The 21,316-nt window shown below is 71.0% G+C and carries 21 protein-coding genes and 1 pseudogene; 7 read left to right on the top strand and 15 right to left on the bottom strand.

The features are described from left to right. Nucleotides 1-56: 56 nt before the first annotated feature. A complete protein-coding gene (nucS, locus tag ACFVZW_RS30050) occupies nt 57-728 on the bottom strand; it encodes an endonuclease NucS (RefSeq protein ID WP_329115828.1) in 672 nt (223 codons plus the stop codon). Between the two features lie 229 nt (nt 729-957). Here nucS and ACFVZW_RS30045 point away from each other — a divergent pair, with 229 nt between their 5' ends. Continuing rightward, nucleotides 958-1,350 carry an SCO5389 family protein gene (locus ACFVZW_RS30045; RefSeq protein ID WP_017236120.1) on the top strand — a complete coding sequence of 131 codons (393 nt, stop codon included), beginning with the start codon at nt 958-960 and terminating at the stop codon, nt 1,348-1,350. An 89-nt stretch (nt 1,351-1,439) separates the two neighbouring features. Here ACFVZW_RS30045 and ACFVZW_RS30040 read toward each other — a convergent pair whose 3' ends face one another. Further along, on the bottom strand, nt 1,440-2,474 hold the full coding sequence (locus ACFVZW_RS30040) for an LLM class flavin-dependent oxidoreductase (protein WP_384527751.1): 1,035 nt from the start codon (nt 2,472-2,474) through the stop codon (nt 1,440-1,442). Nucleotides 2,475-2,680: 206 nt separating this feature from the next. Between ACFVZW_RS30040 and ACFVZW_RS30035 the strand changes: the two genes are divergently transcribed. Further along, complete coding sequence (locus ACFVZW_RS30035) at nt 2,681-3,007, top strand: ATP/GTP-binding protein (protein ID WP_383553175.1); 327 nt, start codon at nt 2,681-2,683, stop codon at nt 3,005-3,007. Between the two features lie 10 nt (nt 3,008-3,017). Here ACFVZW_RS30035 and ACFVZW_RS30030 read toward each other — a convergent pair whose 3' ends face one another. The 3 genes from ACFVZW_RS30030 to ACFVZW_RS30020 all read right to left on the bottom strand — a co-directional run bounded on the left by ACFVZW_RS30030 (nt 3,018) and on the right by ACFVZW_RS30020 (nt 5,917). Beyond that, complete coding sequence (locus ACFVZW_RS30030; protein WP_384527748.1) at nt 3,018-3,836, bottom strand: ABC transporter permease; 819 nt, start codon at nt 3,834-3,836, stop codon at nt 3,018-3,020. Then, nucleotides 3,833-4,927 (bottom strand): ATP-binding cassette domain-containing protein, encoded by a 1,095-nt coding sequence (locus ACFVZW_RS30025; protein ID WP_384527745.1) that lies wholly within the window; start codon nt 4,925-4,927, stop codon nt 3,833-3,835. Before ACFVZW_RS30025 ends, ACFVZW_RS30030 begins: the two co-directional genes overlap by 4 nt. A 111-nt stretch (nt 4,928-5,038) precedes the next feature. Further along, on the bottom strand, nt 5,039-5,917 hold the full coding sequence (locus ACFVZW_RS30020; RefSeq protein ID WP_384527742.1) for a hypothetical protein: 879 nt from the start codon (nt 5,915-5,917) through the stop codon (nt 5,039-5,041). A 261-nt stretch (nt 5,918-6,178) separates the two neighbouring features. Here ACFVZW_RS30020 and ACFVZW_RS30015 point away from each other — a divergent pair, with 261 nt between their 5' ends. After that, a complete protein-coding gene (locus ACFVZW_RS30015) occupies nt 6,179-7,111 on the top strand; it encodes a hypothetical protein (protein WP_384527739.1) in 933 nt (310 codons plus the stop codon). A 31-nt stretch (nt 7,112-7,142) separates the two neighbouring features. Here ACFVZW_RS30015 and ACFVZW_RS30010 read toward each other — a convergent pair whose 3' ends face one another. From ACFVZW_RS30010 to mce, 5 genes are all read right to left on the bottom strand, one after another. Then, nucleotides 7,143-7,922 carry an ABC transporter permease gene (locus tag ACFVZW_RS30010; RefSeq protein ID WP_384527737.1) on the bottom strand — a complete coding sequence of 260 codons (780 nt, stop codon included), beginning with the start codon at nt 7,920-7,922 and terminating at the stop codon, nt 7,143-7,145. A gap of 3 nt (nt 7,923-7,925) precedes the next feature. Continuing rightward, a complete protein-coding gene (locus tag ACFVZW_RS30005; protein WP_384527734.1) occupies nt 7,926-8,897 on the bottom strand; it encodes an ABC transporter ATP-binding protein in 972 nt (323 codons plus the stop codon). Nucleotides 8,898-8,996: 99 nt separating this feature from the next. Further along, entirely contained in the window at nt 8,997-9,935 is a 939-nt protein-coding gene (locus ACFVZW_RS30000; protein ID WP_158990544.1) for a cellulose-binding protein, read from the bottom strand. Nucleotides 9,936-10,049: 114 nt separating this feature from the next. Next, the gene (gene scy, locus ACFVZW_RS29995) at nt 10,050-14,258 is read right to left on the bottom strand and encodes a polarized growth protein Scy (protein ID WP_384527731.1); all 4,209 of its coding nucleotides are present in this window, start codon (nt 14,256-14,258) and stop codon (nt 10,050-10,052) included. 173 nt (nt 14,259-14,431) lie between these two features. Then, complete coding sequence (gene mce / locus ACFVZW_RS29990) at nt 14,432-14,872, bottom strand: methylmalonyl-CoA epimerase (RefSeq protein WP_329115806.1); 441 nt, start codon at nt 14,870-14,872, stop codon at nt 14,432-14,434. Between the two features lie 137 nt (nt 14,873-15,009). On the opposite strand from mce, the gene ACFVZW_RS29985 reads away from it, so the two are divergent. Then, on the top strand, nt 15,010-16,212 hold the full coding sequence (locus ACFVZW_RS29985; RefSeq protein ID WP_384527728.1) for an acetyl-CoA C-acetyltransferase: 1,203 nt from the start codon (nt 15,010-15,012) through the stop codon (nt 16,210-16,212). Nucleotides 16,213-16,237: 25 nt separating this feature from the next. Beyond that, nucleotides 16,238-17,194, top strand: coding sequence for a methylmalonyl Co-A mutase-associated GTPase MeaB (meaB, locus tag ACFVZW_RS29980; RefSeq protein ID WP_329115802.1), 957 nt, complete (start codon nt 16,238-16,240; stop codon nt 17,192-17,194). A gap of 58 nt (nt 17,195-17,252) precedes the next feature. Here meaB and ACFVZW_RS29975 read toward each other — a convergent pair whose 3' ends face one another. From ACFVZW_RS29975 to ACFVZW_RS29960, 4 genes are all read right to left on the bottom strand, one after another. Then, nucleotides 17,253-17,729, bottom strand: a complete 477-nt coding sequence (locus tag ACFVZW_RS29975) for a MarR family transcriptional regulator (RefSeq protein ID WP_329115799.1) — start codon at nt 17,727-17,729, stop codon at nt 17,253-17,255. Between the two features lie 141 nt (nt 17,730-17,870). Then, entirely contained in the window at nt 17,871-18,656 is a 786-nt protein-coding gene (locus tag ACFVZW_RS29970; RefSeq protein WP_383555590.1) for an AIM24 family protein, read from the bottom strand. After that, the gene (locus ACFVZW_RS29965; protein ID WP_384527723.1) at nt 18,653-19,303 is read right to left on the bottom strand and encodes an AIM24 family protein; all 651 of its coding nucleotides are present in this window, start codon (nt 19,301-19,303) and stop codon (nt 18,653-18,655) included. Before ACFVZW_RS29965 ends, ACFVZW_RS29970 begins: the two co-directional genes overlap by 4 nt. After that, entirely contained in the window at nt 19,303-19,941 is a 639-nt protein-coding gene (locus ACFVZW_RS29960; protein WP_384527720.1) for an AIM24 family protein, read from the bottom strand. The genes ACFVZW_RS29965 and ACFVZW_RS29960 overlap by 1 nt, the downstream gene beginning before the upstream one ends. A 119-nt stretch (nt 19,942-20,060) precedes the next feature. On the opposite strand from ACFVZW_RS29960, the gene ACFVZW_RS29955 reads away from it, so the two are divergent. Both ACFVZW_RS29955 and ACFVZW_RS29950 read left to right on the top strand, forming a co-directional pair. Next, complete coding sequence (locus ACFVZW_RS29955) at nt 20,061-20,405, top strand: DUF3817 domain-containing protein (protein WP_384527717.1); 345 nt, start codon at nt 20,061-20,063, stop codon at nt 20,403-20,405. Further along, complete coding sequence (locus tag ACFVZW_RS29950; RefSeq protein WP_329115788.1) at nt 20,402-20,695, top strand: MTH1187 family thiamine-binding protein; 294 nt, start codon at nt 20,402-20,404, stop codon at nt 20,693-20,695. The genes ACFVZW_RS29955 and ACFVZW_RS29950 overlap by 4 nt, the downstream gene beginning before the upstream one ends. Nucleotides 20,696-20,739: 44 nt before the next feature. On the opposite strand, the pseudogene ACFVZW_RS29945 reads toward ACFVZW_RS29950, so the two are convergent. Further along, nucleotides 20,740-21,244, bottom strand: a pseudogene (locus ACFVZW_RS29945) (helix-turn-helix domain-containing protein); the annotation flags it as partial. Between the last annotated feature and the right edge of the window lie 72 nt (nt 21,245-21,316).

Genomic DNA, 21,316 nt, shown 5'->3' with positions numbered 1-21,316 from the left:
CCCGGGTGCGTTCACCGCACCCGGGGCCGTTGCCGTACATCCGGCACGCGTTCGTACTAGAAGAGCCTCAGCTTGTCGTCCTCGATGCCCCGCATCGCGTCGTAGTCGAGCACCACGCAGTCGATGCCCCGGTCCGTGGCCAGCACGCGCGCCTGCGGCTTGATCTCCTGGGCCGCGAAGACGCCCTTCACCGGCGCGAGGTGCGGATCGCGGTTCAGCAGTTCGAGGTAGCGGGTCAGCTGCTCCACGCCGTCGATCTCGCCGCGCCGCTTGATCTCCACCGCGACCGTCGCCCCGTCGGCGTCCCGGCACAGGATGTCCACCGGGCCGATCGCCGTCGGGTACTCGCGGCGGATCAGCGTGTGCCCCTCGCCGAGGGTCTCGATGCGGTCGGCGAGCAGCTCCTGGAGGTGCGCTTCCACGCCGTCCTTGATGAGACCCGGGTCCACCCCGAGTTCGTGCGAGGAGTCGTGCAGGATCTCCTCCATCGTGATGATCAGTTTCTCGCCCGCTTTGTTCACCACGGTCCAGATGCCGGCCTCACCGTCGACACCCTCCTTGAGGGTGCACGGCGGGGACATCCAGTTGAGGGGTTTGTACGCCCGGTCGTCCGCGTGGATGGAGACGCTGCCGTCTGCCTTGACCAGGATCAGACGGGGGGCGGAGGGCAGGTGGGCGGTGAGCCGGCCCGCGTAGTCCACGGAACAACGGGCGATGACGAGACGCATGGTCGGCAACGCTACAAGACGCACGCTCTTCCGCGCGATTCGGCTCTTAACGCCCGCCCAACCTCCGTCGGTTATTGGCCGGTTGTGTTCCCAATCTCCTGGTGCGCTCCGAAGGACGCGCTTACCGTGGAAGCAGGAGGTCGCCGTCCGTGCACGCAGCGTGTCGTACGGGGGGTCCTTCATCCCTGCCCGTAAGACCCCGCCCGTCGGGGTCGCGAGAGGAGAACCCATGTCGCTCGACGTCTCACCGGCGCTGTTGGAACAGGCCGAGCGAGGCGAGGTCGACGAAGCCGACTTCGTCGACTGCGTCCGGACCTCCCTGCCCTACGCATGGGAGATGATCAGTTCTCTGGTGGCTCAGCTGAAGGTGGACGGTGGAGAGTTCGCCGACAACCAGACGCCGCCGCCGAACGAGCAGGCACGTGGTCAGCTGTTGCGTGCACTCGCGAGTGATGCGATCCGTGGTGCGCTGCAGCGGCACTTCGGGGTGCGTCTGGCCTTCCAGAACTGCCACCGCGTTGCGGTGTTCCCGCTGGACCCCGCGGTGGACGAGCGGCTCGCCCGCTTCACCTCCGTACGAGGTCAGCTGCTCAACCAGTCGCCGGAACTGCGCGACTGCTGACACACGGTGCTGCCGCTCCGCATCGCGGGAGACGCGAACGATGCGAGAGGTGCCGGAGCGGCGGCATCACACCCGAACCACCCATGAACTCAGACCAGCAGGGGGAGCACCTCGGCCCCCAGCCGCCGTACGTTCTCCTCGGTGGCCGCGAGATCGCCCGTGCCCTCGGCGAGCAGCGCGAAGCGTGTGATGCCCGTACGCTCCGAGGTCGCCGCGAGCCGGTCCGCCGCGCGCCGGGGCGTGCCCACCGGGTGCAGTCCGCACAGCAATTCCGTGTACGCGACGGGGTCCCGCATCGCGCGGTGCCGGCCGTCCACCGTCACATGGGCGTCGAGGCCCTGCTTCAGCCAGCCCGGCATCGCCTTCACCAGGGCCTCGGCCGCGTCCGCCCCGCGGTCGGCGAGCTGGGCGACGCCCGCCGAGACATGACCGGCGCCGATCCGCGCGATCTCGTCGGGATCGCGCCCGGCCTCCCGGGCGCACCGCGCCCAGGCGGCCACCATCTCGGCCTTGTCCTCGTCACCGCAGTGCATCCCGAGCAGCATCGGCAGCCCGCGCTCGGCGGCCAGCTTGACGCTCTTGGGGGAGGTGCAGGCGACGACGACCTCGGGCGCCGCGTCCCCGCCGATGAGTTCGCCGGGGCGTGGCACGACGGCCACCTCGCGGAAGGCGAATCGTTCTCCCTCGGCCGAGACCCGGGGCTCGGACAGCCAGCGGAGCAGCAGGTCGAGCGATTCCGGGAAGCCCTGCTCGTACGCCGGGAGACCGGCGCCGAACACCTCCAGATCGACCCACGGACCGCCCCTGCCCACTCCGAGCGTGAAGCGGCCCCCGGAGGTGAGATGGAGCAGTGCGGCCTGCTCGCCCAGCGCCACCGGATGGACGGTCGGCAGCACACTGACCGCCGTACCGACCCGGAGGCGGCGCGTGCGGCCCAGCAGCAGCGCCGCCAGGGTCACGGCCGACGGACAGACTCCGTACGGAACGAAGTGGTGCTCGGCGAGCCAGACGGAGTCGAGCCCCGCCTCCTCGGCCACCTCGGCGGTCCGCACCGCCCTGTGCAGCGCCTCGCCCTGGCCCTGACCCGGGAACTGGGCGGCCAGAACAAACGTACCCACGCGCATCGCCTTCTGCCTCCTTGCGGCCGACGCGGTTCTCCCCCTCGTACTGGCAACAACGTCTGACACGTGCCAAAGGCAACGGCCTCGTATGAAGTTCTTGCGATTTTCCGCTGATTCGGCCTGGAGGGTGGGCCGGGCCACCGCGTCGCGGCCCGTAGGCTGGAGAGAACCGTCCGTGTTCCCTTCCCCCGGCCCCGTGAGGTGATTACGTGTCCCCGCGTCGCAACCGTCCCAGTGGCGGCGAGAAGCCCGATCCTCAGGGTGAGTCGGGCGACCGGTACGGGGGATCGCAGCGCAGCGAGACCTGGCAGGGCGAGGAGTGGTACGTCCGCCATGTCGCCGGCGCCAGCGCGCCCGGGAAGCGCTACCGCTGCCCGGGCTGCGACCAGGAGATCCCCGGCGGCGCGCCGCACGTCGTGGCCTGGCCGGAGTACGGGGGAGTGGACGACCGGCGGCACTGGCACAAGGCCTGCTGGAACGCGAAGGACCGCCGCACCTCCAGGGTGCAGCGGTCCCGTAACGCGCCGAGGTACTAGGGGCCCTCGGTCACACGTCCCGGCTGTTCAGCAGGGCGTACGCGCCGCCCATCGTCGCGGCGGTGATGACCAGCAGGATCCACACCGGGTCCCAGCCCGCGGGCCCGGACTCGCTCATGGCCGCCTTGCCCGCGTACAGCGCGATGAGCTGGCTCGGGATCGCGTAGTCGAGCAGCCAGTCCTGCACCTTGGCCAGCGACTCCGAGAACATGAACATGGCGGCGACCAGCGGCAGCAGCAGTACGCCGATCATGATGGTGATCGCGCCCGCCGAGTGCCGGATGATCGCGCCGATCGTGAGCGCCAGCAGTCCGAGCTCGGCCATGAACAGCCCGACGCCGACCGTGGCCCGCAGCCACTCCCCGGAGGTGGGCTCCAGGGCCTGGTCCACCATCGCCACCTGCGCCGCGGCGACGATGCCCGCCGTGACCGTGGTGATCGTGAAGACGAGCGTGAAGAAGACGATCGCCTTCGCCGTCAGCACCCGGGCGCGGCTCGGGCAGGCGGTGAGCGTGGTGCGGATCATGCCCGTGCCGTACTCGGAGGCGATGGTCAGCACGCCCAGCGTGATCACGCAGATGGAGCCGAGGAGCACGCCGAAGAAGCCGAGGCCGAGCGCCGACTCGCTCTCGGTCGGCACGTCCGACGCCGCCACGATCGCGGCGACGCCGAGACCGATGCCCAGCATCAGCAGCACCATCACACCCAGCGTCCACATCGTGGAGCGCAGGGAGCGGATCTTGGTCCACTCCGAGGCGATCGCGTCACCGAGGTGCGCCTTGCGTACGGGGATGGGGGAGACGTACGAGTAGGGGGCGGGGGCGGTCATCGGGCGTCCTCGTCGTTCTTGGCGGGCTCGCTCTGCGGGGTGGCGTAGGGGTTCTGTCCGGGCGGCGGCGGGGCGTACCAGCCCTGCTGCGGCACGTCCTGGACCACCGGCTGCGGCGGCACGGCGTACCCCTGTCCGTGCGGCTGCGGCTGCTGGAGATGGGCCAGCTGGTCCTCGGTGGAGCGATAGTCCACGGCGCCCTGCGTCATCCGCATGTACGCCTCCTCCAGCGAGGCCTGGTGCGGGGACAGCTCCCAGAGCCGTACGTCCGCGTCGTGCGCCAGGTCGCTGATCCGCGGCAGCGCCAGACCGGTCACCCGCAGCGCGCCGTCCGGCTCCGACATCACCTGGCCGCCGGCCTCGGTGAGCGCCGCCGTCAGCTTCTCCCGCTGCTGCGGCTCCGTCTGCGGCGTCCGCACCCGGGCGAAGTCGGCGGAGTTCGCGGAGATGAAGTCCTTGACGCTCATGTCGGCCATGAGCTGGCCGCGGCCGATCACGATCAGATGGTCGGCGGTCAGCGCCATCTCGCTCATGAGGTGGCTGGAGACGAAGACGGTCCGCCCCTCGGAGGCGAGCTTCTTCATCAGATTGCGGACCCAGAGGATGCCCTCGGGGTCGAGTCCGTTGACGGGCTCGTCGAACAGCAGCACCTGCGGGTCGCCGAGCAGCGCCGCCGCGATCCCGAGTCGCTGTCCCATACCGAGCGAGAAGCCCTTGGAGCGGCGCTTGGCGACGTCCTGGAGGCCGACGACCCCGAGGACCTCGTCGACCCGCTGCGCCGGGATGCCGGCGAGCTGGGCGAGCGACAGCAGATGGCTGCGCGCGCTGCGTCCGCCGTGCACCGCCTTGGCGTCGAGCAGCGCACCGACCTGGCGGGGCGCGTTCGGCAGCTGCCGGAACGGATGACCGCCGATCGTGACGTGCCCGGACGTGGGCTGGTCGAGCCCGAGGATCATGCGCATGGTCGTGGACTTGCCGGAGCCGTTGGGTCCCAGGAAGCCGGTGACGGTCCCCGGCCGCACATGGAAGGAAAGGTTGTACACGGCCGTCTTGGCGCCGTAGCGCTTCGTCAGGCCGACTGCCTCGATCATTCTCCAGCCCCATCGACAGTTCAGGTCGTCGTCGGGGCCATGGCCGACAGGCGGAGCCCCCCGTATGAGTAAGGAGCTTATCCAGCCATTGACGGTTCCGGCGAAGTCCGATCAGCCGTTGCCGGTTCGGTTCGGCAGGGAGCCCGCGAGCGGGGGCAGGTCGTCGTACGGCAGCAGCTCGGCGGACTCGTCGAGATAGGGGAGGAAGTCGGTCTGCGGAAGGACCCAGCCCTCCTCACCGAAGATCGTCGTGCCACGCGTCCGCATGCCCGGGTCCTGGCCGGCGCGGTCGACCCAGGAGGCGGCGTCCGACCCCAGCAGCTCCCGGAGCCGGGCCGAGCCGGCGAGCAGGCCGTCGAGGATGGTGGCCTGGTCGCCGCCGCCCCGCAGCGGCCGTGTCCCGTCGGGCGCCAGCACGCCGTGTGCGCTGAAGTAGATGTACGCCCCGCTCAGGCGCTCGTCGGAGGGCATCGTCATGTCGAAGACGTCGCCCGGCAGGATCGCGCGCCGGTAGTCCGGGAACTCGGTGTCGTCGACCGCCTTGAGCTGGCGGGCGTCGAGCCAGGTGACGACCAGGGTGGTGCGGGTCGTGTGATCGACGAACGGGGTGCCCGCCACGTACCCCGCGGGACTGATGTGGCCGGAGCAGCCGACGCCGATCCCGCCGACCCGCACCGGGATCATGGGGACGAACACCGGCAGGTTCAGCCGGCGCAGCTTGTGGCGCACCTGGCCCGGTGAGGCGTTCGAGCCGACCGAGATCACCGGATGACGGCGCCCGACGGGCTCCTGCCCGTGCAGCGTCAGGATCTCGTCGAGCCGTCCGCCCTGATCGACCGTCCAGTCGCCCAGGCGCGTCGCCCGGACGTCCAGCGGCAGCAGCTCGTCGTCGAGGAGGAGCGAGGGCTCCGTCACGGGGCGTCCGGGATAGATCAGGGGACGCTCGACGGCCACGTCGTCCAGGCCGAGGGCTGCCAGGCTGCGATCCATCACATGGGCCCTTCGAGGTCGTGCAGGTGGGACGGTGCACCGGCCGTGCCGGAACTGCTCCCGGAGAGCGTACGGGACGTGGGTCGTCGCGTATACCGGACACGCGTCCACTCGGGCAGAATGAGCACACTGCGTCAATTCACTCGGGGGGAAGTGGAGTTGATGATGACGGGGAGTTGGCTGGGGCGGAGGCGTCGCCCCCATCCGAGGCGTCGTACGTCCGTTCGGTGGTGGATCGCCGGGCGTTCGGTCCACGTCCTGATGGCCATGACGCTCGGCGCGCTGATGGCGCTCGCCGTCGTCATCACGGCCGTCTGGACCCTCACGGAGTCCTCGCCGACCTCGCTGGCCGACCGGTTCGGTGATGTCGAGGGGCTGGTGAGCACCGCGCTCGAAGCGCTGCGGGCCTGTGTCGGCACGGACAACCTCAGCCCGCAGGACCACAACCTGGCCCATCAGCTGCTGGCCTCCGTCGCCTCCGTGACCGGAGCGTTGGCGCCCGCCGTCGTGCTCGGCATCGTGCTGATCAAGCTCTTCGCGCTGCGGCCGTTCATCTGGCGGAAGCGAGCCAGCATCTCCCACGCCTGGGCGGCCGACTTCCCCGGGTACGCGCGCGCCCACGCCGACAGCGAGGACGGCATCATCGCGGTGCGCTTCTACAACTACCTCGACAACCTCTCGGTGGTCGACCTGCGCGCCCGGGTGCACCTCCGCTACCTGGAGAGGTCACCCCACGACGGCAGCCTCGTCATCTACAAGAAATGGCTGAAGGTCCTCGACGAGAAAGGCGAGCCGGCCGACGAGCGTGCCTGGCTCGCGGTGGAGCGCGGGGCGCCCTTCACCGTGTGGATCCCGCTGGACGCACCCGCGCACACGCTCCCCTTCCGCGAGATCCAGGGCAAGGACCTCGCGGACTCGGTGGGCGTGAAGCTGCTGGTCCGGCTGACCGCGCGCACGGTCGGCCTCGGCACGGAGGTCGTCGACGAGCGGTGGTTCGACCTGGACGGCGACGACTTCGAGCGCGGTCGCTTCGTGCCGCTCCACGCGGACACGGCCGTCGATGTGTGGGACTGGCAGGGATGGGCCGAGTTCGACGAGGTCCTCCCCGACGAGGGCCGGCCGCCGGGGGTGCTCCCGGCGCCCAGGGACGCGGAGGTGCTCCCGGCGCCCAGGGACCCCACCGCGACGGGCTGAGGGCTAGGGGGACAAGACACCCCCTACGGGATCACGCGTCCCGCTTCTTCAGGACCAGGTAGCCGCCGAGCAGCGCGACCGCCACCCAGATCAGCATGATGCCGAGCCCGCCCCAGGGGCCGTACGGAGCCTCCTCCGTGTTCATGGCGTCCGGGACGACCTGCATGATCTTGGAGCCGGCCTGGTCGGGGAAGTAGCGCGCCACCTCCTTGGCCTTGGGGACCGCCGAGAGGATGTTCGAGATCAGGAGGAGGAACGGCACCAGGATGCCGAGCGACAGAATCGACGAGCGCAGCATCGTCGCCACACCCATCGAGAAGAGTGCGATCAGCCCCATGTAGAGCCCGCCGCCCACGACCGCCCGCAGCACGTTGTCCGCGCCCAGGGAGGTGCGGTGCTCGCCCAGCAGGGCCTGGCCCAGGAAGAACGAAAGGAAGCTGGTCGCCAGGCCCACCACCAGCGCCAGCGCCCCGGCCACGGCGATCTTGCTGAAGATGAAGGTCGCCCGCTGCGGGACCGCCGCCAGGGACGTACGGATCATGCCCGAGCTGTACTCCGTGCCGACCACGAGCACGCCGAAGACCACCATCGCCAGCTGCCCGAGGACCATCCCGGAGAAGCTGACGAAGGTCGGGTCGAAGGTCGCCTGCTCGGCCTCGTTCAGATCGCTGAAGGTCGCCTTCACCAGCGCCGAGAGCGCGGCGCTCATCGCCACCGTCACCAGGAGCGCGCTCGCCAGGGTCCAGACCGTCGAGGAGACCGTCCGGATCTTGGTCCACTCCGACTGGAGGACCGCGGATACCGCTGCCATCGTTCAGGCTCCCTTGGTGTTCTCGCCCCAGCGGGGGCCGGCGGCGGGCGCGTCCGCGCCGTGTACGTCCGTGCCGTGCGCGTGGTACTCCACGACGCCGGCCGTCATCTGCATGAACGCCTCCTCCAGGGAGGCACGCTGGGAGCTCAGCTCGTGCAGCACGAGCCGGTTCTCGGCGGCCAGTTCACCGAGCTTCTCGGTGGTGGCCCCGTCCACCTCCAGCGTCCCGTTGCCCGCCTCGACGGGGGTGAAGCCGTTGGCGTGCAGAAGGTCCCGCAGCCGCTCCTGCTGCGGCGAGCGCAGCCGTACATAGCTCCGCGAATTCTGATGGATGAAATCCGCCATCGAGGTGTCGGCCAGCAGCTTTCCCTGGCCGATCACGATCAGATGGTCGGCCGTCAGGGCCATTTCGCTCATCAGATGGCTGGAAACGAAGATCGTCCGGCCCTCGGCCGCGAGCGCCTTCATCAGATTGCGGATCCAGTGAATTCCCTCGGGGTCCAGACCATTGACGGGTTCGTCGAACATCAGGATCTCGGGATCACCGAGCAGCGCCGACGCGATTCCCAGCCGCTGGCCCATGCCGAGGGAGAAGCCCTTCGACTTCTTCCGCGCGACCGCCGTCAGACCGACCAGATCGAGGACCTCGCCGACCCGGCTCGCCGGGATGCGGTTGGACTGCGCGAGACAGAGCAGATTGTTGTACGCGGACCGGCCGCCGTGCATCGCCTTGGCGTCGAGCAGCGCCCCGATGTACTTCAGCGGCTCCTGGAGCTCGCGGTAGTGCTTGCCGTCGATCCGGACCCTACCGCTGGTCGGGTTGTCCAGATCGAGCATCATGCGCATGGTCGTCGACTTGCCCGCGCCGTTGGGGCCCAGGAAGCCGGTGATCACGCCGGGCCGCACCTGGAAGGAGAGATGGTCGACCGCCGTCTTCGTACCGAACCGTTTCGTCAGGCCCTCGAGCTCGATCATGCGACCACGCTACGGGTGCGCAAAACCCTCCGCCACTGGAATGGCGGAGGGTTTTGTGGGTGTTCGCGTTCCGGTTACCGGGACCGCTTACACGGGGACTTACCGGGTCTGCTGGGCCGGGACGCCGCGGGTGGCCGGCTCGTCGTCGATCGGGGAGCCGGCGGCCGCCACGGCGGCACCGGTCAGCGTCGCCAGCATCTCGCGGACGTTGGTCAGCTGGGCGTTGATCGAGTCGCGGCGGTTCGTCAGCGCCGCGAGCTCGCGCTCCGATTCCGAGCGGATCCGGTCGGCCTTGGCGTTCGCGTCGGCCACGATGTCCTCGGCCTGGCGCTGCGCGGTCTCCACCGTCTGACGGGCCCGGCGCTCCGCGTCCGTACGCAGCTTCTCGGCCTCCAGGCGGAGCTGCTCGGCGCGGTGCTCGATCTCGGCGAGGCGCTTCTCGGCCTTGGCCTGACGCGAGGCCAGGTCGCGCTCCGACTGCTCGCGGCGCTTGGCCAGGTTGGTCTCGAAGTCCGCGGCGGCCTGGGCGGCCTTGGCGCGGGTCTCCTCGAAGAGCGCGTCCGCCTCCTCGCGCTTGGACTGCGCGTCCTTCTGCGCCTCGGCACGCAGCGAGTTGGCCTCACCCTGCGCCTTCTCGACGATCCGAACGCCCTCGTCCTCGGCCTTCGCCTTGCGCTCGGCCGCGAACGACTCGGCGTCGTTGCGCACCTGCTGGGCGGCCGACTCGGCCAGCTCGCGGTGCTGCTCGGCGGCGCGACGGGCCTCCTCGCGCAGGTCCTTCGCCTCCTCCTCGGCGAGGCGGAGGATCTTCTCGACGCGGGCACCGAGACCGGCGTACGACGGCTCCGCGTCGGTGACCTGGGCCTGGGCGTTCTGCGTCTCGAGGTGGAGCTCCTCGATGCGCTTTTCCAGAGAGGTGATTCGGGCCAGAGCACTGTCACGGTCGGCGACGAGCTTGGTAATGCGGTCGTCCACCTGACCGCGGTCGTAACCACGCCGCACGAGCTCGAAGCCGAAGGGGGAGGAAGTGTCGCTCATGGGGTTCCTGTCGAATGAGACCGGTGAGGTGTTAGGGGGAATCCTAGGGGCCGAAGCGGCGTGTCATCGAGCGGATGCCCGTTTGATATGGAGAATGTCCAGCCTTTTGAGTGGCTAGCCGTCAGAGGACTTGCCACTCGAACGTGTCGCCCCCGCCGACGCACCTGCCTTGACGTCGTCCTTCGCACCGGCGGACTTCGCTCCGTTGGCCGGTGTCTCGAAAGACTCCAACGCTTCGAGGACGTCCTGGACACGGGAGATCTCGGCATTGATGTCCTCGCGACGGCGTACGAGCACATCCAGCTCCCGCTTGCCCTCGGAGATCATCTGCTCGGCCTCGGTCTCGGCCTCCGCCTTGATCCGCTCCGCCTCGCCGACCAGCGAGGCCTTCTTCTGCTCGGCCTCCTTGAGCAGCGCCTCCGCCTTCCGCACGGCCGCGATCCGGACCTTGCTCGCCTCCGAACTCGCCTCGGAGACCATCTCCTTGGACTTCTCCTCGGCCTCGGCCCGCTGCTCCTCCGCGGCCTTCACCAGCTTGTCGACGCGCTCCCCCGCCGTCTTCATCTGCTCGGCCGTCTCGCGCCGCGCCCGCTCGTGCAGCTCCTCGATCTCGCCCTCGATCCGGCCGCGCAGCTCCTCGGCCCGCTCCCTTATGGCCGTCGCGTCGGTGCGCGCGCCCACCAGAAGCTCGTCCGCGTCCGTGCGCGCCTTCTCCACCAGAGAGTTGCCCTCGACCGTCGCCTCGGCCACGATCCGCTCGGCCTCCTGACGGGCCGCGCCGACCATCGTGTCCGCCTGCGACTCCGCCTCGGTGGTGGCGCGCAGCGCCTCCTCCTGAGCCTTCGCCATCAGCTGGTCGGCCTGCTCGGCCGCGTCCGAGCGGCGCTTGGCACCGGCCTCGCGCGCCTCGTCGAGCGTACGGTCGGCCTCGGCCCGCGCCTCGGAGCGCATCTGCTCCGCCGCCGCCTCGGCCTCGGCGCCCAGCCGCTCGCCCTCGGCGCGGATCCGCTCGGCCTCGTTCCTGGCCTCCGCGATGAGGGAGTCCGCCTGCTCGGCCGCGTCCGCGCGCCGCTTGTCGGCGGCCTTGCGGGCCTCGTCGAGGACCTGCTCGCCGTCCGCCCGCGCGGCGGCCCGCAACGCCTCGGCCTGCGCCTCGCCGTCCTCCTTGACCTGCTCGGCCTCGGTCCGCAGCCGCAGCGCGTCCCGCTCGGTCGACTCGAGGAGGGCCACAGCCTCGGCGGTGATCGCGTCGGCCTGCTCGGCCGCGTCCGTACGCCGCTTGTCGGCGGCCTTGCGGGCCTCGTCGAGGACCTGCTCGCCGTCGGCGAGCGCGGCGACCCGCAGCGCCTGCGCGTGCGCCTCGCCGTCCGTCTTGAGCTGCTCCGCCTCGGCGCGCAGCTCGGCCGCCTCGGTGGTGAGCCGCTCGGCCTCGCTCGCGGCCTCCGTGACCAGCGTGTCCGCCTGCTCGGCGGCGTCCGTACGCCGCTTGTCGGCGGCCTTGCGGGCCTCGTCGAGGATCTGCTCGCCCTCGGTGCGGGCGAGCGTGACCAGCTCCTCGGCCTCGGCCGTCAGCCGGTCGGCCTCCGCCGCCGCCTCGGAGCGGATGCGGTTGGCGTCCTCGCGGGCGTCCGCCCGGGTGCGGGCCGCGTCCTGCTCGGCGGCGCCCAGCGCGTCCGACGCCTCGGTCCGTACCCGCTGCGCGTACTCCGCGGTGTCCGCGCGCAGCTTCTCCGACTCGGCGATCGCGTCCGCGACCGTCCGCTCGGCCAGCGACGTCGCGGCCTCGGACTCCTCCTGGGCGCGCGTACGGACGCGGTTGGCGTCCTCGGTGGCCCGCTCCCGCTCCTCGTACGCGTCGGCGCGGACCCGGTCCGCCTCCTCCTGCGCCTCGGTCCTGGTGCGCTCCGCCGCGTGCTCGGCGGCGCTGCGCAGACCGGTGATCTCCTCCTCGGCCTGCTCGCGCAGACCCGCGACCGAATCGCGGACCTCCTGCGCGGTTTGCTCGGCCGCGGACACCATCTCCGTGGCCCGCCGGTCCGCCTCCTCGACCAGGCGGTGTGCCTCGGTCTGGGCCTCCTCCACCCGCTTGCGGGCGGAGGCGAGGAGCTCCTCGGACTGCTCGCGGGCGTGCTCGCGCTCGCGGCCGGCCTCGGAACGGGCCGACTCCAGCGTCTCCTCGGCCTCCCGGCGGCGCCGGTTGGCCTCCTCCTGCGCGGCGGCCAGCGCCTCGGCGGCCTCGGCGCCGACCCGCTCGGCGGCGGCCGCGGCCTCGGCCCGTACCCGGTCCGCGCTCTCCTGAGCCTCCGACTTCAGCCGCTCGGCCTCAGCCGACGCCTCCGTCCGCAGCCGTACGGCCGCGGCCTCGGCCTCGGCGCGCGAGGTGGACGCGTCCGACGCGGCCTCCGTGCGCAGCCGCTCGGCTTCCTGCTCGGCCTGCGCCTGGAGCGTACGGATGCGCTCCGCGGCCTCCGTGCGGAGCCGCTCGGTCTCCTCCGCGGCCTCGCGCCGGAGCCGCTCGCTCTCGGCGCGGGCGTCGGTCAGCGCCTGCTCGGCGTTCTCGACCCGCGTCTCGGCCTCGGTGTGCAGCCGGGTGAGCTCGTCGGCCGCCTCCGCGTGCCGGGCCTCGGCGGCCCGCTCGGCGTCCTCGCGCACCGTGGCCGCGTCACGCTCGGCGGCCTCCTTGACCGACTCGGCCTGCTCCTCGGCCTCCGTGCGCATCCGCTCGGCCTCGGCACGGGTGCGCTCCAGCGTCTCCTCGGCCTGGGTGCGCAGCGTCTGGGCGCGCTCCATCGCCTCGGAGCGGACCCGCTCGCCCTCGGCGCCCGCGCTCGCGCGCAGCTCGTCGGCGTCGGTACGGGCCTTGGTCAGCAGCTCCTCGGCGGTCCTGGCCGCCTCCTCGATCTGCTGGACGGCCTCGCGCCGGGCCTCGCCGCGGATCTTCTCGCCCTCGGCGATCGCCTCGGCCCGCAGCTGCTCGGCCTCGCCGCGCAGCCGGCGCGCCTCCTCCTGCAGCTCGACCGTCTTGGCGCGGTACTCCTTGGTGTCGTCCTTCGCCGAGCCGAGCAGCTCGTCGGCCTGCTCCTCGGCCTGGTTGCGCAGCCGGTCGGCCTCCGCCTCGGCCTCGCGCCGGATGCGGTCGGCCTCCTCGGAGGCCTTGCGGGTGGTCGCCTGGGCGTCCTCGGACGCCTTGGTGAGGACCTCCTCGGCGGTCCTGGCCGCCTTGGCCAGGGCGGCGGCGGAGTCCTCGGCAGCGACGGTGCGCGCCTTGTCGGACGCCTCGGAGACCAGCTTCTCCGCCTCGGCGGTCGCCTCGCGGAGCTTCTCCTCGGCCTCCGCCTTGAGGGTCTCGGCCTCCTTGGTCGCCTCGCCGACCAGACGCGCGATCTCGGCCTTCGCGGTGCGGGTGCGCTGCTCGTTGACGGACTCCGCGGACGACAGCTGCTTGGCGGCCGCCTCCTTGGCCTCGGACAGCGCCTTCTCGGCCTCCGCCCGGGCCTCGCGCAGCCGGTCCTCGGCCTCCTGCAGCCGCTGCTCGGCGGCGCGGGACAGCTCGCTGGCCTGCTGACGGGCGTGCTCGGTCTCGACGGTGGTGGAGGAGCGCAGCTGCTCGGCGTGGCTGGTGGCCTCCTGCGCCTGCGTGGACGCGGCGTTCAGGAGCCGCTCGGCGTCCTTGCGGGCGCGCAGCAGAATCGCTTCGGCCTCGGCACGGGCGGCCTCCGCCTCCGAGCCGACCCGCTGGCGGGTCTCCTCGGCGAGCCGGGTGGCCTCGGCGCGCGCGCCGGCCAGCGACTGCTCGGCGTCGGCGCGGGACTCCTCCATCAGGCGGCGGGCCTGGGACTCCGTACGGGCGCGCAGCTGCTCGGCCCAGGCGACGTTCTCGTTGACGTGCGCCTCGACGGTCTGGCGGCGCTCCGACAGCTCCTGGTCCAGGCGCTGCCGGCGCTGGACGGCCTCCGCGTGCAGCTCGGCCTGGAGCCGCGCCTGGTGCTCGGCGTGCTCCTGCAGAATGCGCTGGGTCTGGGCGCGGGCCTCGCGCAGCTCGCGCTCGGCGTCCTGGCGCAGCTGGTCGGCCTGGATCTGCGCGTTCCGCAGGAGCTGCTCGGCCTGGTAGCCGATGTCCGCGCTGTCGAACGCGGGGCGGGATGCGATGGTCCGGCGCGCCTCGTGGAGCTTGGCACGCAAGACCTCGACCTGGTAACCGAGGTCCTCGGCGTGCTGGACGGCCTTCTCCCGCTCGGTCTTCAGCCGGTCCATCTCGGCTTCGAACCGCGAAAGATGGTCGTCTTCAGCTCGGTGGCTCTCCTGGTGTTCGTAGCCCCGCACTGCGCGGTCCCATCCGTCCCCTGGTCGCAACACTCCAACGAGCACCGTTCCCCGAAGAACGGCCCCCCGGAATCGTGGCAGATCGGATACCCCGACTTCGACGCCGCATGACATGCGGCACCGACCGGCCCCGGCCCGGAGCCGCCCACTCTACCGGGCCAGGAATCCGGAGGTCAGTGCTCCGTTGAGGAGGGGTCGGCCGAGGTGACCAGTTCGGTCAGTACGCCGTGGCAGTCCTTGGGGTGGAGGAAGGTGATACGGGAGCCCATGGAGCCGATCCTCGGCTCGTCGTAGAGGACCCGGACGCCCTTGGAGCGGATGTCCGCGGCGTCCCCGTCGACATCGGCGGTGCCGAAGGCGATGTGGTGCACTCCCTCGCCGTTCTTGGCCAGCCACTTGCCCACCGCGGAGTCCTCGCGGGTGGGCTCCAGGAGCTGGAGGTACGAGGCGCCGCCGTCGGAGGTGTCGTTGATCTTGAGCATGGCCTCGCGGACGCCCTGCTCCTCGTTCACCTCGGAGTGGAACACCTCGAAACCGTAGGTCGCACGGTAGAACTCGACGGTCTTGTCGAGGTCGAAACAGGCGATCCCGATGTGGTCGATTCGCGTCAGCATTCCCCCAGTGCAGCGCGCACATGGTGGTTACGCAACGTGCGCGCCGTCACACCGGCCGGGCGGTGACCAGCCGCGGCACCGCTCAGTACATTGGCGGTAAACCCTCGTTCACTCCTCATCTCAAGGGGCTGTGCCTCATGTCTGGAACGACCGGTACCACCTCAGTGATCGTCTCGGGCGCCCGCACGCCCATGGGACGGCTGCTCGGTTCCCTCAAGTCCTTCTCCGGCGCGGAGCTGGGCGGCTTCGCCATCAAGGCCGCGCTCGACCGGGCCGGCATCGGCGGCGACCAGGTGCAGTACGTGATCATGGGCCAGGTGCTCCAGGCGGGCGCCGGCCAGATCCCCGCCCGCCAGGCCGCCGTCAAGGCCGGCATCCCGATGAACGTCCCGGCCCTCACCATCAACAAGGTGTGTCTGTCCGGCCTCGACGCCATCGCGCTCGCCGACCAGCTCATCCGCGCGGGTGAGTTCGACGTGGTCGTCGCCGGCGGCCAGGAGTCGATGACCAACGCCCCGCACCTGCTGCCGAAGTCCCGCGAGGGATACAAGTACGGCGCCATCGAGATGCTCGACGCCATGGCGTACGACGGCCTGACCGACGCCTTCGAGAACATCGCCATGGGCGAGTCCACCGAGAAGCACAACACCCGCCTCGGCATCGCCCGCCCCGAGCAGGACGAGATCGCCGCGCTGTCGCACCAGCGCGCCGCCGCCGCGCAGAAGAACGGCATCTTCGAGGCCGAGATCACCCCGGTCGAGATCCCGCAGCGCAAGGGCGAGCCGGTCGTCTTCTCCAAGGACGAGGGCATCCGCGGCGAGACCACCGTCGAGTCGCTCGGCAAGCTCCGCCCGGCCTTCGCCAAGGACGGCACCATCACCGCCGGCACCTCCTCGCAGATCTCGGACGGCGCCGCCGCCGTGGTCGTGATGAGCAAGGCCAAGGCGGAGGAGCTCGGTCTGGAGTGGATCGCCGAGATCGGCGCCCACGGCAACGTGGCCGGCCCGGACAACTCGCTGCAGTCGCAGCCGTCCAACGCGATCCAGCACGCCCTGAAGAAGGAGGGCCTGGGCGTCGAGGACCTCGACCTCATCGAGATCAACGAGGCGTTCGCGGCCGTCGCCGTCCAGTCAATGAAGGACCTGGGCGTGACCCCGGAAAAGGTGAACGTCAACGGTGGCGCGATCGCCCTGGGCCATCCGATCGGCATGTCCGGCGCCCGTGTGGTGCTCCACCTGGCCCTGGAGCTCAAGCGGCGCGGTGGCGGCGTCGGCGCGGCGGCGCTGTGCGGCGGCGGTGGCCAGGGTGACGCTCTGATCGTTCGCGTACCCGGCAAGTAGTCCCGGAAGCAAGGAGCGGTTGAACATGGTGGACGTCCCCGAACTGGTCGCCCAGGCACGGGAGGGCCGGCCGCGCGCCGTGGCCCGGTTGATCTCGCTCGTGGAGGGGGCGTCCCCGCAGCTGCGTGAGGTGATGGCGGCGCTGGCGCCGCTCACCGGCGGCGCGTACGTGGTGGGCCTGACCGGCTCGCCCGGCGTGGGCAAGTCCACGTCGACGTCCGCGCTGGTGGCGGCGTACCGGCGGGCCGGCAAGCGGGTCGGCGTCCTTGCCGTCGACCCCTCGTCCCCCTTCAGCGGGGGAGCGCTGCTCGGCGACCGGGTCCGGATGTCGGAGCACGCCTCCGACCCGGGCGTCTACATCCGCTCGATGGCGACCCGCGGCCACCTGGGCGGGCTCGCCTGGTCGGCGCCGCAGGCGATCCGCGTCCTGGACGCGGCGGGCTGCGACGTGATCCTCGTGGAGACGGTGGGCGTCGGGCAGTCGGAGGTGGAGATCGCCTCCCAGGCCGACACCTCGGTGGTGCTCCTCGCGCCGGGCATGGGCGACGGGATCCAGGCCGCGAAGGCGGGCATCCTGGAGATCGGCGACGTGTACGTGGTGAACAAGGCGGACCGGGACGGCGCGGACGCGACGGCCCGCGAGCTGAACCACATGCTGGGCCTGGGCGAGGCGCGCGGTCCCGGCGACTGGCGGCCGCCGATCGTGAAGACGGTCGCGGCGCGCGGCGAGGGCATCGACGAGGTCGTCGAGGCGCTGGAGAAGCACCGCGCGTGGATGGAGGAGCACGGGGTCCTGGCGGAGCGCCGCCGGGCGCGCTCGGCGCGCGAGGTCGAGACGATCGCGGTCACGGCGCTGCGCGAGCGCATCGGCGATCTGCACGGCGACCGCCGTCTGGACGCGCTGGCGGAGCGGATCGTGGCGGGCGAGCTGGACCCGTACGCGGCCTCCGACGAGCTGATCGCGAGCCTGACGGGCAACTGACGCGGCGAACGCGAGGAAGGCCCGGTACGCGGATGCGTACCGGGCCTTCCCCTTGTCGCTACGGCTTGCCTCGGCGGCCCCGCAGCTGCTCCGCCACCGGCTTCAGCGACTCGTGGAGGTCGCCGAGCGCCTCGGAGCTGAGCTGGTCGATGAAGTGCTTGCGTACCGATTCGACGTGGTGCGGTGCCACCTTGCGCATCGTGTCCATGCCGTGGTCGGTCAGGACCGCGTACAGCCCGCGGCGGTCCGACTCGCAGTTCTCACGGCGCACGAGCCCCGCGTTCTCCATGCGGGTGATCTGGTGCGAGAGCCGGCTCTTGGACTGCAGCGTCGCGGTCGCGAGGTCGCTCATGCGCAGGCGCCGTTCCGCCGACTCCGACAGATTCACCAGAATCTCGTAGTCGTTGATGGTCAGGCCGAAGGGCTGGAGATCCTTCTCCAGCTGGTACGTCAGCATCCTGTTGACGTCCAGATACGTGCGCCATGCACACTGCTCGGCGTCGTTGAGCCAGGGGGTGGCCGTCTCGGTCTCCATATATGGATTCTACCTAAGAAGTTGAATGCTGGACGAAATGAGGGAGTGTGACGCCCGGCACCCGGAGCCCCGACGCGCGGGTGCGGGGATTCGAACGGCGCCCGACGCCGTTCGATGACGTCACACTCCGCAGACTACCGGCTACAGCCCGAAGCGACGTTGGAGGTCCCCGAGCTGACCGGGAAGGCGCGGTACGGATCCGCCCTGACCATGGCCGGAACCGAACGGTCCATGACCACCCGGCACCCCCGCCTGCGCCGGCGTCTCACCGATCGCCCGTTCGGCCATCAGCAGCTCCGTCGACTGGAGCAGTACCGTACCCGCCCCCACGAACTCGAACTGGTGCTCCTCGCCCGAGGTGCCGCCGATCCCCGTGAGCGCCCGTACGCCGCCCATCACGCCGGTCAGATAGCCGTGGTCGTAGTGGTGGCACGGGGACGGGCAGTCCGCCCAGCCCACCAGCGCCTGCGGATCCACCCGCATGGGCGGCTCCATGAAGACCACCGGCCCGTTCGACGCCGCCACGAACTTGCCCGTGCCGATCAGCGTCACGAACCCCGGCACGATCGACTGCTTCAGCGCCAGCGTCGGCTGGTACGCCAGCAGATTGCCCGAACGGATCGTCAGATTGCCCTCGTCCAGGTCGAACGAGTTCACGTCGAAGGCCCGGTCGGCGAGCAGCATCTTGCCGCTGCCCTCGGCCACCACCCAGTCGCTCGCATGCAGCGGCGAGTGGAACGACGTACGGACCAGACGGTCCAGCCGCCCGTGGCCGATGCCGTTGAAGTCGATCCGCCCGTAGTAGGCGATCATCTTGCCCTTCTGCAGGAACCACTGGGAGCCCTTGAGCTCCACGCAGAAGGTGTACGGATTGACGTTGTCGTCGGACGGGAGCGAGTGCGGGTCGAGAACGACGGGACCGGTCACAGCTTCTCCTCCGAGGCCTGCACGTACACCGCACCACTGCCGCTCAGCTCCAGCTGGAACGCCTCGCCCGAGCCGCGCCCCACCATGTCGCGCCAGCCCAGCGCGGTGGAGAGCTTGTTCCGTACGTCGCCGTGGTGGGCGACATACGCCTGCGGGTCCACGTGGACCGCGCGTCCCGGGGTGATCGGCAGCTCGGTCACGCCGCCGTGCGCCATGACCGCGACCGCGCCATGGCCCTTCAGCGTCGTCGTGAAGAGCCCCTGGCCGGTCACCTGGCCGCGCACCATGCCCATGACGCCGCCCTGGGAGCCCATGAACATCGTGCCCTGCTCCAGGGTGCCGTCGAAGGCGAGGAGGCGGTCGGCCTCGACGAAGAGGGTGTCGCCGGTCAGCCGGATCACCTGGATGTGGTGGCCGCCGTGCCCGAACATCACCGTGCCGTTGCCCTCGACGGTCATCAGCGGGGTCGCCTCGCCCGCCACCCGACGACCGATCATCGACATCACACCGCCCTGGCCACCGGCGATGTTCGGCGTGAAAGTGACGTCGCCGCGGTACGCGAGCATCGCGCCGCGCTGGCTGAACATGCGCTGCCCCGGCACCACCTGGGCCTCGACCATCTTCGAGTTGATCTCGCGGAACGGCATCAGACGTCACCCCCCACCGTGTTGCGCTCGCTCGGCTGGACGTAGACGAGCCCGTCGCCCTCGAAGCGGATCTGGAACGCCTCGCCGCCGCCCTCGCCCATGAACGTGCGGAAGGTCACACCGGACTGGAAGCTCTGCTGGAGGTTGCCCTGGTGGGCGACGTACGCGCCGGGGTCGACCGAGAGCGGGTACTGCGGCGTCACGCGCAGCACCACCGCCGGACCGTCCGACATGATCGCCGCCTGGCCCGTGCCCTCGACCGTCGTCGTGAAGAGACCGTTGCCGGTCGCTCCGCCGCGCAGTCCGGTGAAGCTCGTGCCGGTGCGCAGCCCCGCGTCGGTGCAGAGCAGATTGCTCGCCTCGACGTAGAGCTTGTCGCCGTGCAGGGAGACGAGGTTGATCTCGGAGGCGCGGTCGGCGAACCAGCAGGTCCCCTGGCCCTTCACCTCCATCACCTCCATCTGCTCGCCGGTGAGCCGGCGGGTGACCATGCCGCGTAGGCCCTCGCCGCCGCCGGACATCTTCTTGAAGGCCATCTGGCCGTCGTACGCGACCATCGAGCCGTTCTTCGCCTTGACGGCGTCACCGGTCATGTCGACGGCCAGCACTTTGCTGCCTTGGAGTCGAAACGTTGCCACGGAGCGAGGTTACGGGGCCCCCGGACAAAGGGACAGCAAAGTCGGGTGCCACAATGAAGCGACGCTTGTGCATCCATTCACAAGATCACCGGCCCCCCTCCCACCCGAAGGTGACCCCCGTGGACATCAAGACCGCCTCCTCCCTCCAGCGCCTCCGACTCGTCTCCGCTCCGGAGGCCGTGTCCTTCCTCCTTCTGCTGGTCTGCTCCGTACTGAAGCGGACGACGGAGTTCAACGCGGTGCCGGTCATGGGCGCGATCCACGGCATTCTCTTCATCCTCTACGTGCTCTTCTGGCTCGACGCCTGGAACCGCACCAAGTGGAACCTCAAGACGGCCGCGCTCTACTTCGTGCTCTCCGTGCTGCCCCTCGGCGGCTTCTTCGCCGAGCGCAAGCTCAAGCGCGAGGCCGAGGACGCGGTGATCGCCTCCCGCGCCCGCCGCGAGGGCACGGTGAACGCGTGATCGTCGCCTTCTCGGTCACACCGCTCGGAGTCGGCGAGGAGGTCGGCGAGTACGTCGCCGACGCCGTCCGGGTCGTACGGGAGTCGGGGCTGCCGAACCGTACCGACGCGATGTTCACCTCGATCGAGGGGGACTGGGACGAGGTGATGGACGTGGTCAAGCGCGCCGTCGCCGCGGTCGAGGCGCGGGCGCCCCGGGTCTCCGTGGTCCTCAAGGCCGACATCCGGCCGGGCGTCACGGACGGTCTCGCCTCCAAGGTCGCGACCGTGGAACGCCACTTGGAAGGCTGAACCCCCGCCGCGAAGCCGAGCCCCCGCCCCTCCGGGTCGGGGGCTCAGTCGTGCGCGCCGCCGGAGGCGGTCAGGGCGATGCCGAGCGGGGTGCGTTCGTAGAGCACCTGGTGGCCGTAGCGGCGGGAGGTCAGCAGGCCGGCCTCCTTCAGCACGGACAGATGCGCCGACACGGAGGAGGGGGCGAGGCCGAGGCGGTGCGCGAGCGCGCTCGTGCCGGCCGGATCGTCCAGGGCGCACAGCACGTCCGCGCGGGCCCGGCCGAGCAGCCGGGCGAGCGTGTCGGGCGTCCGGTCGCGGGCCTCGGTCCACAGCCCGCCGATCCCGCGCGCCGGGTAGACGACGGTCGGCTGCCAGGGCGGGTCGAAGCCGCTGACGACGTCCGGCCAGGTGAAGACGGACGGCATCAGGACCAGGCCCTGCCCGTCCAGGGCGCGGACGTGCTCGCCGCGATAGGCGACGGTGAGCGTGGCGCGGTCGGCGGCCCAGTCGAAACCGGGGTGCAGCTCGCCGAGGAGGCGCTCCAGGCCGGGCGGGGGCGCGCCGGCGCGGGGGGGGGGGTCGTCGGCCGCCGGCGCGGTACTGGGCGCCGGCGACCGAACCGAGCGCGCCCCTCATGCG

The sequence above is a fragment of the Streptomyces sp. NPDC059567 genome (assembly GCF_042735655.1).
Lineage (GTDB): Bacteria > Actinomycetota > Actinomycetes > Streptomycetales > Streptomycetaceae > Streptomyces.
Note: the sequence above shows the minus strand (reverse complement) of the source record. Positions and strands in the feature narration are given on the sequence as shown.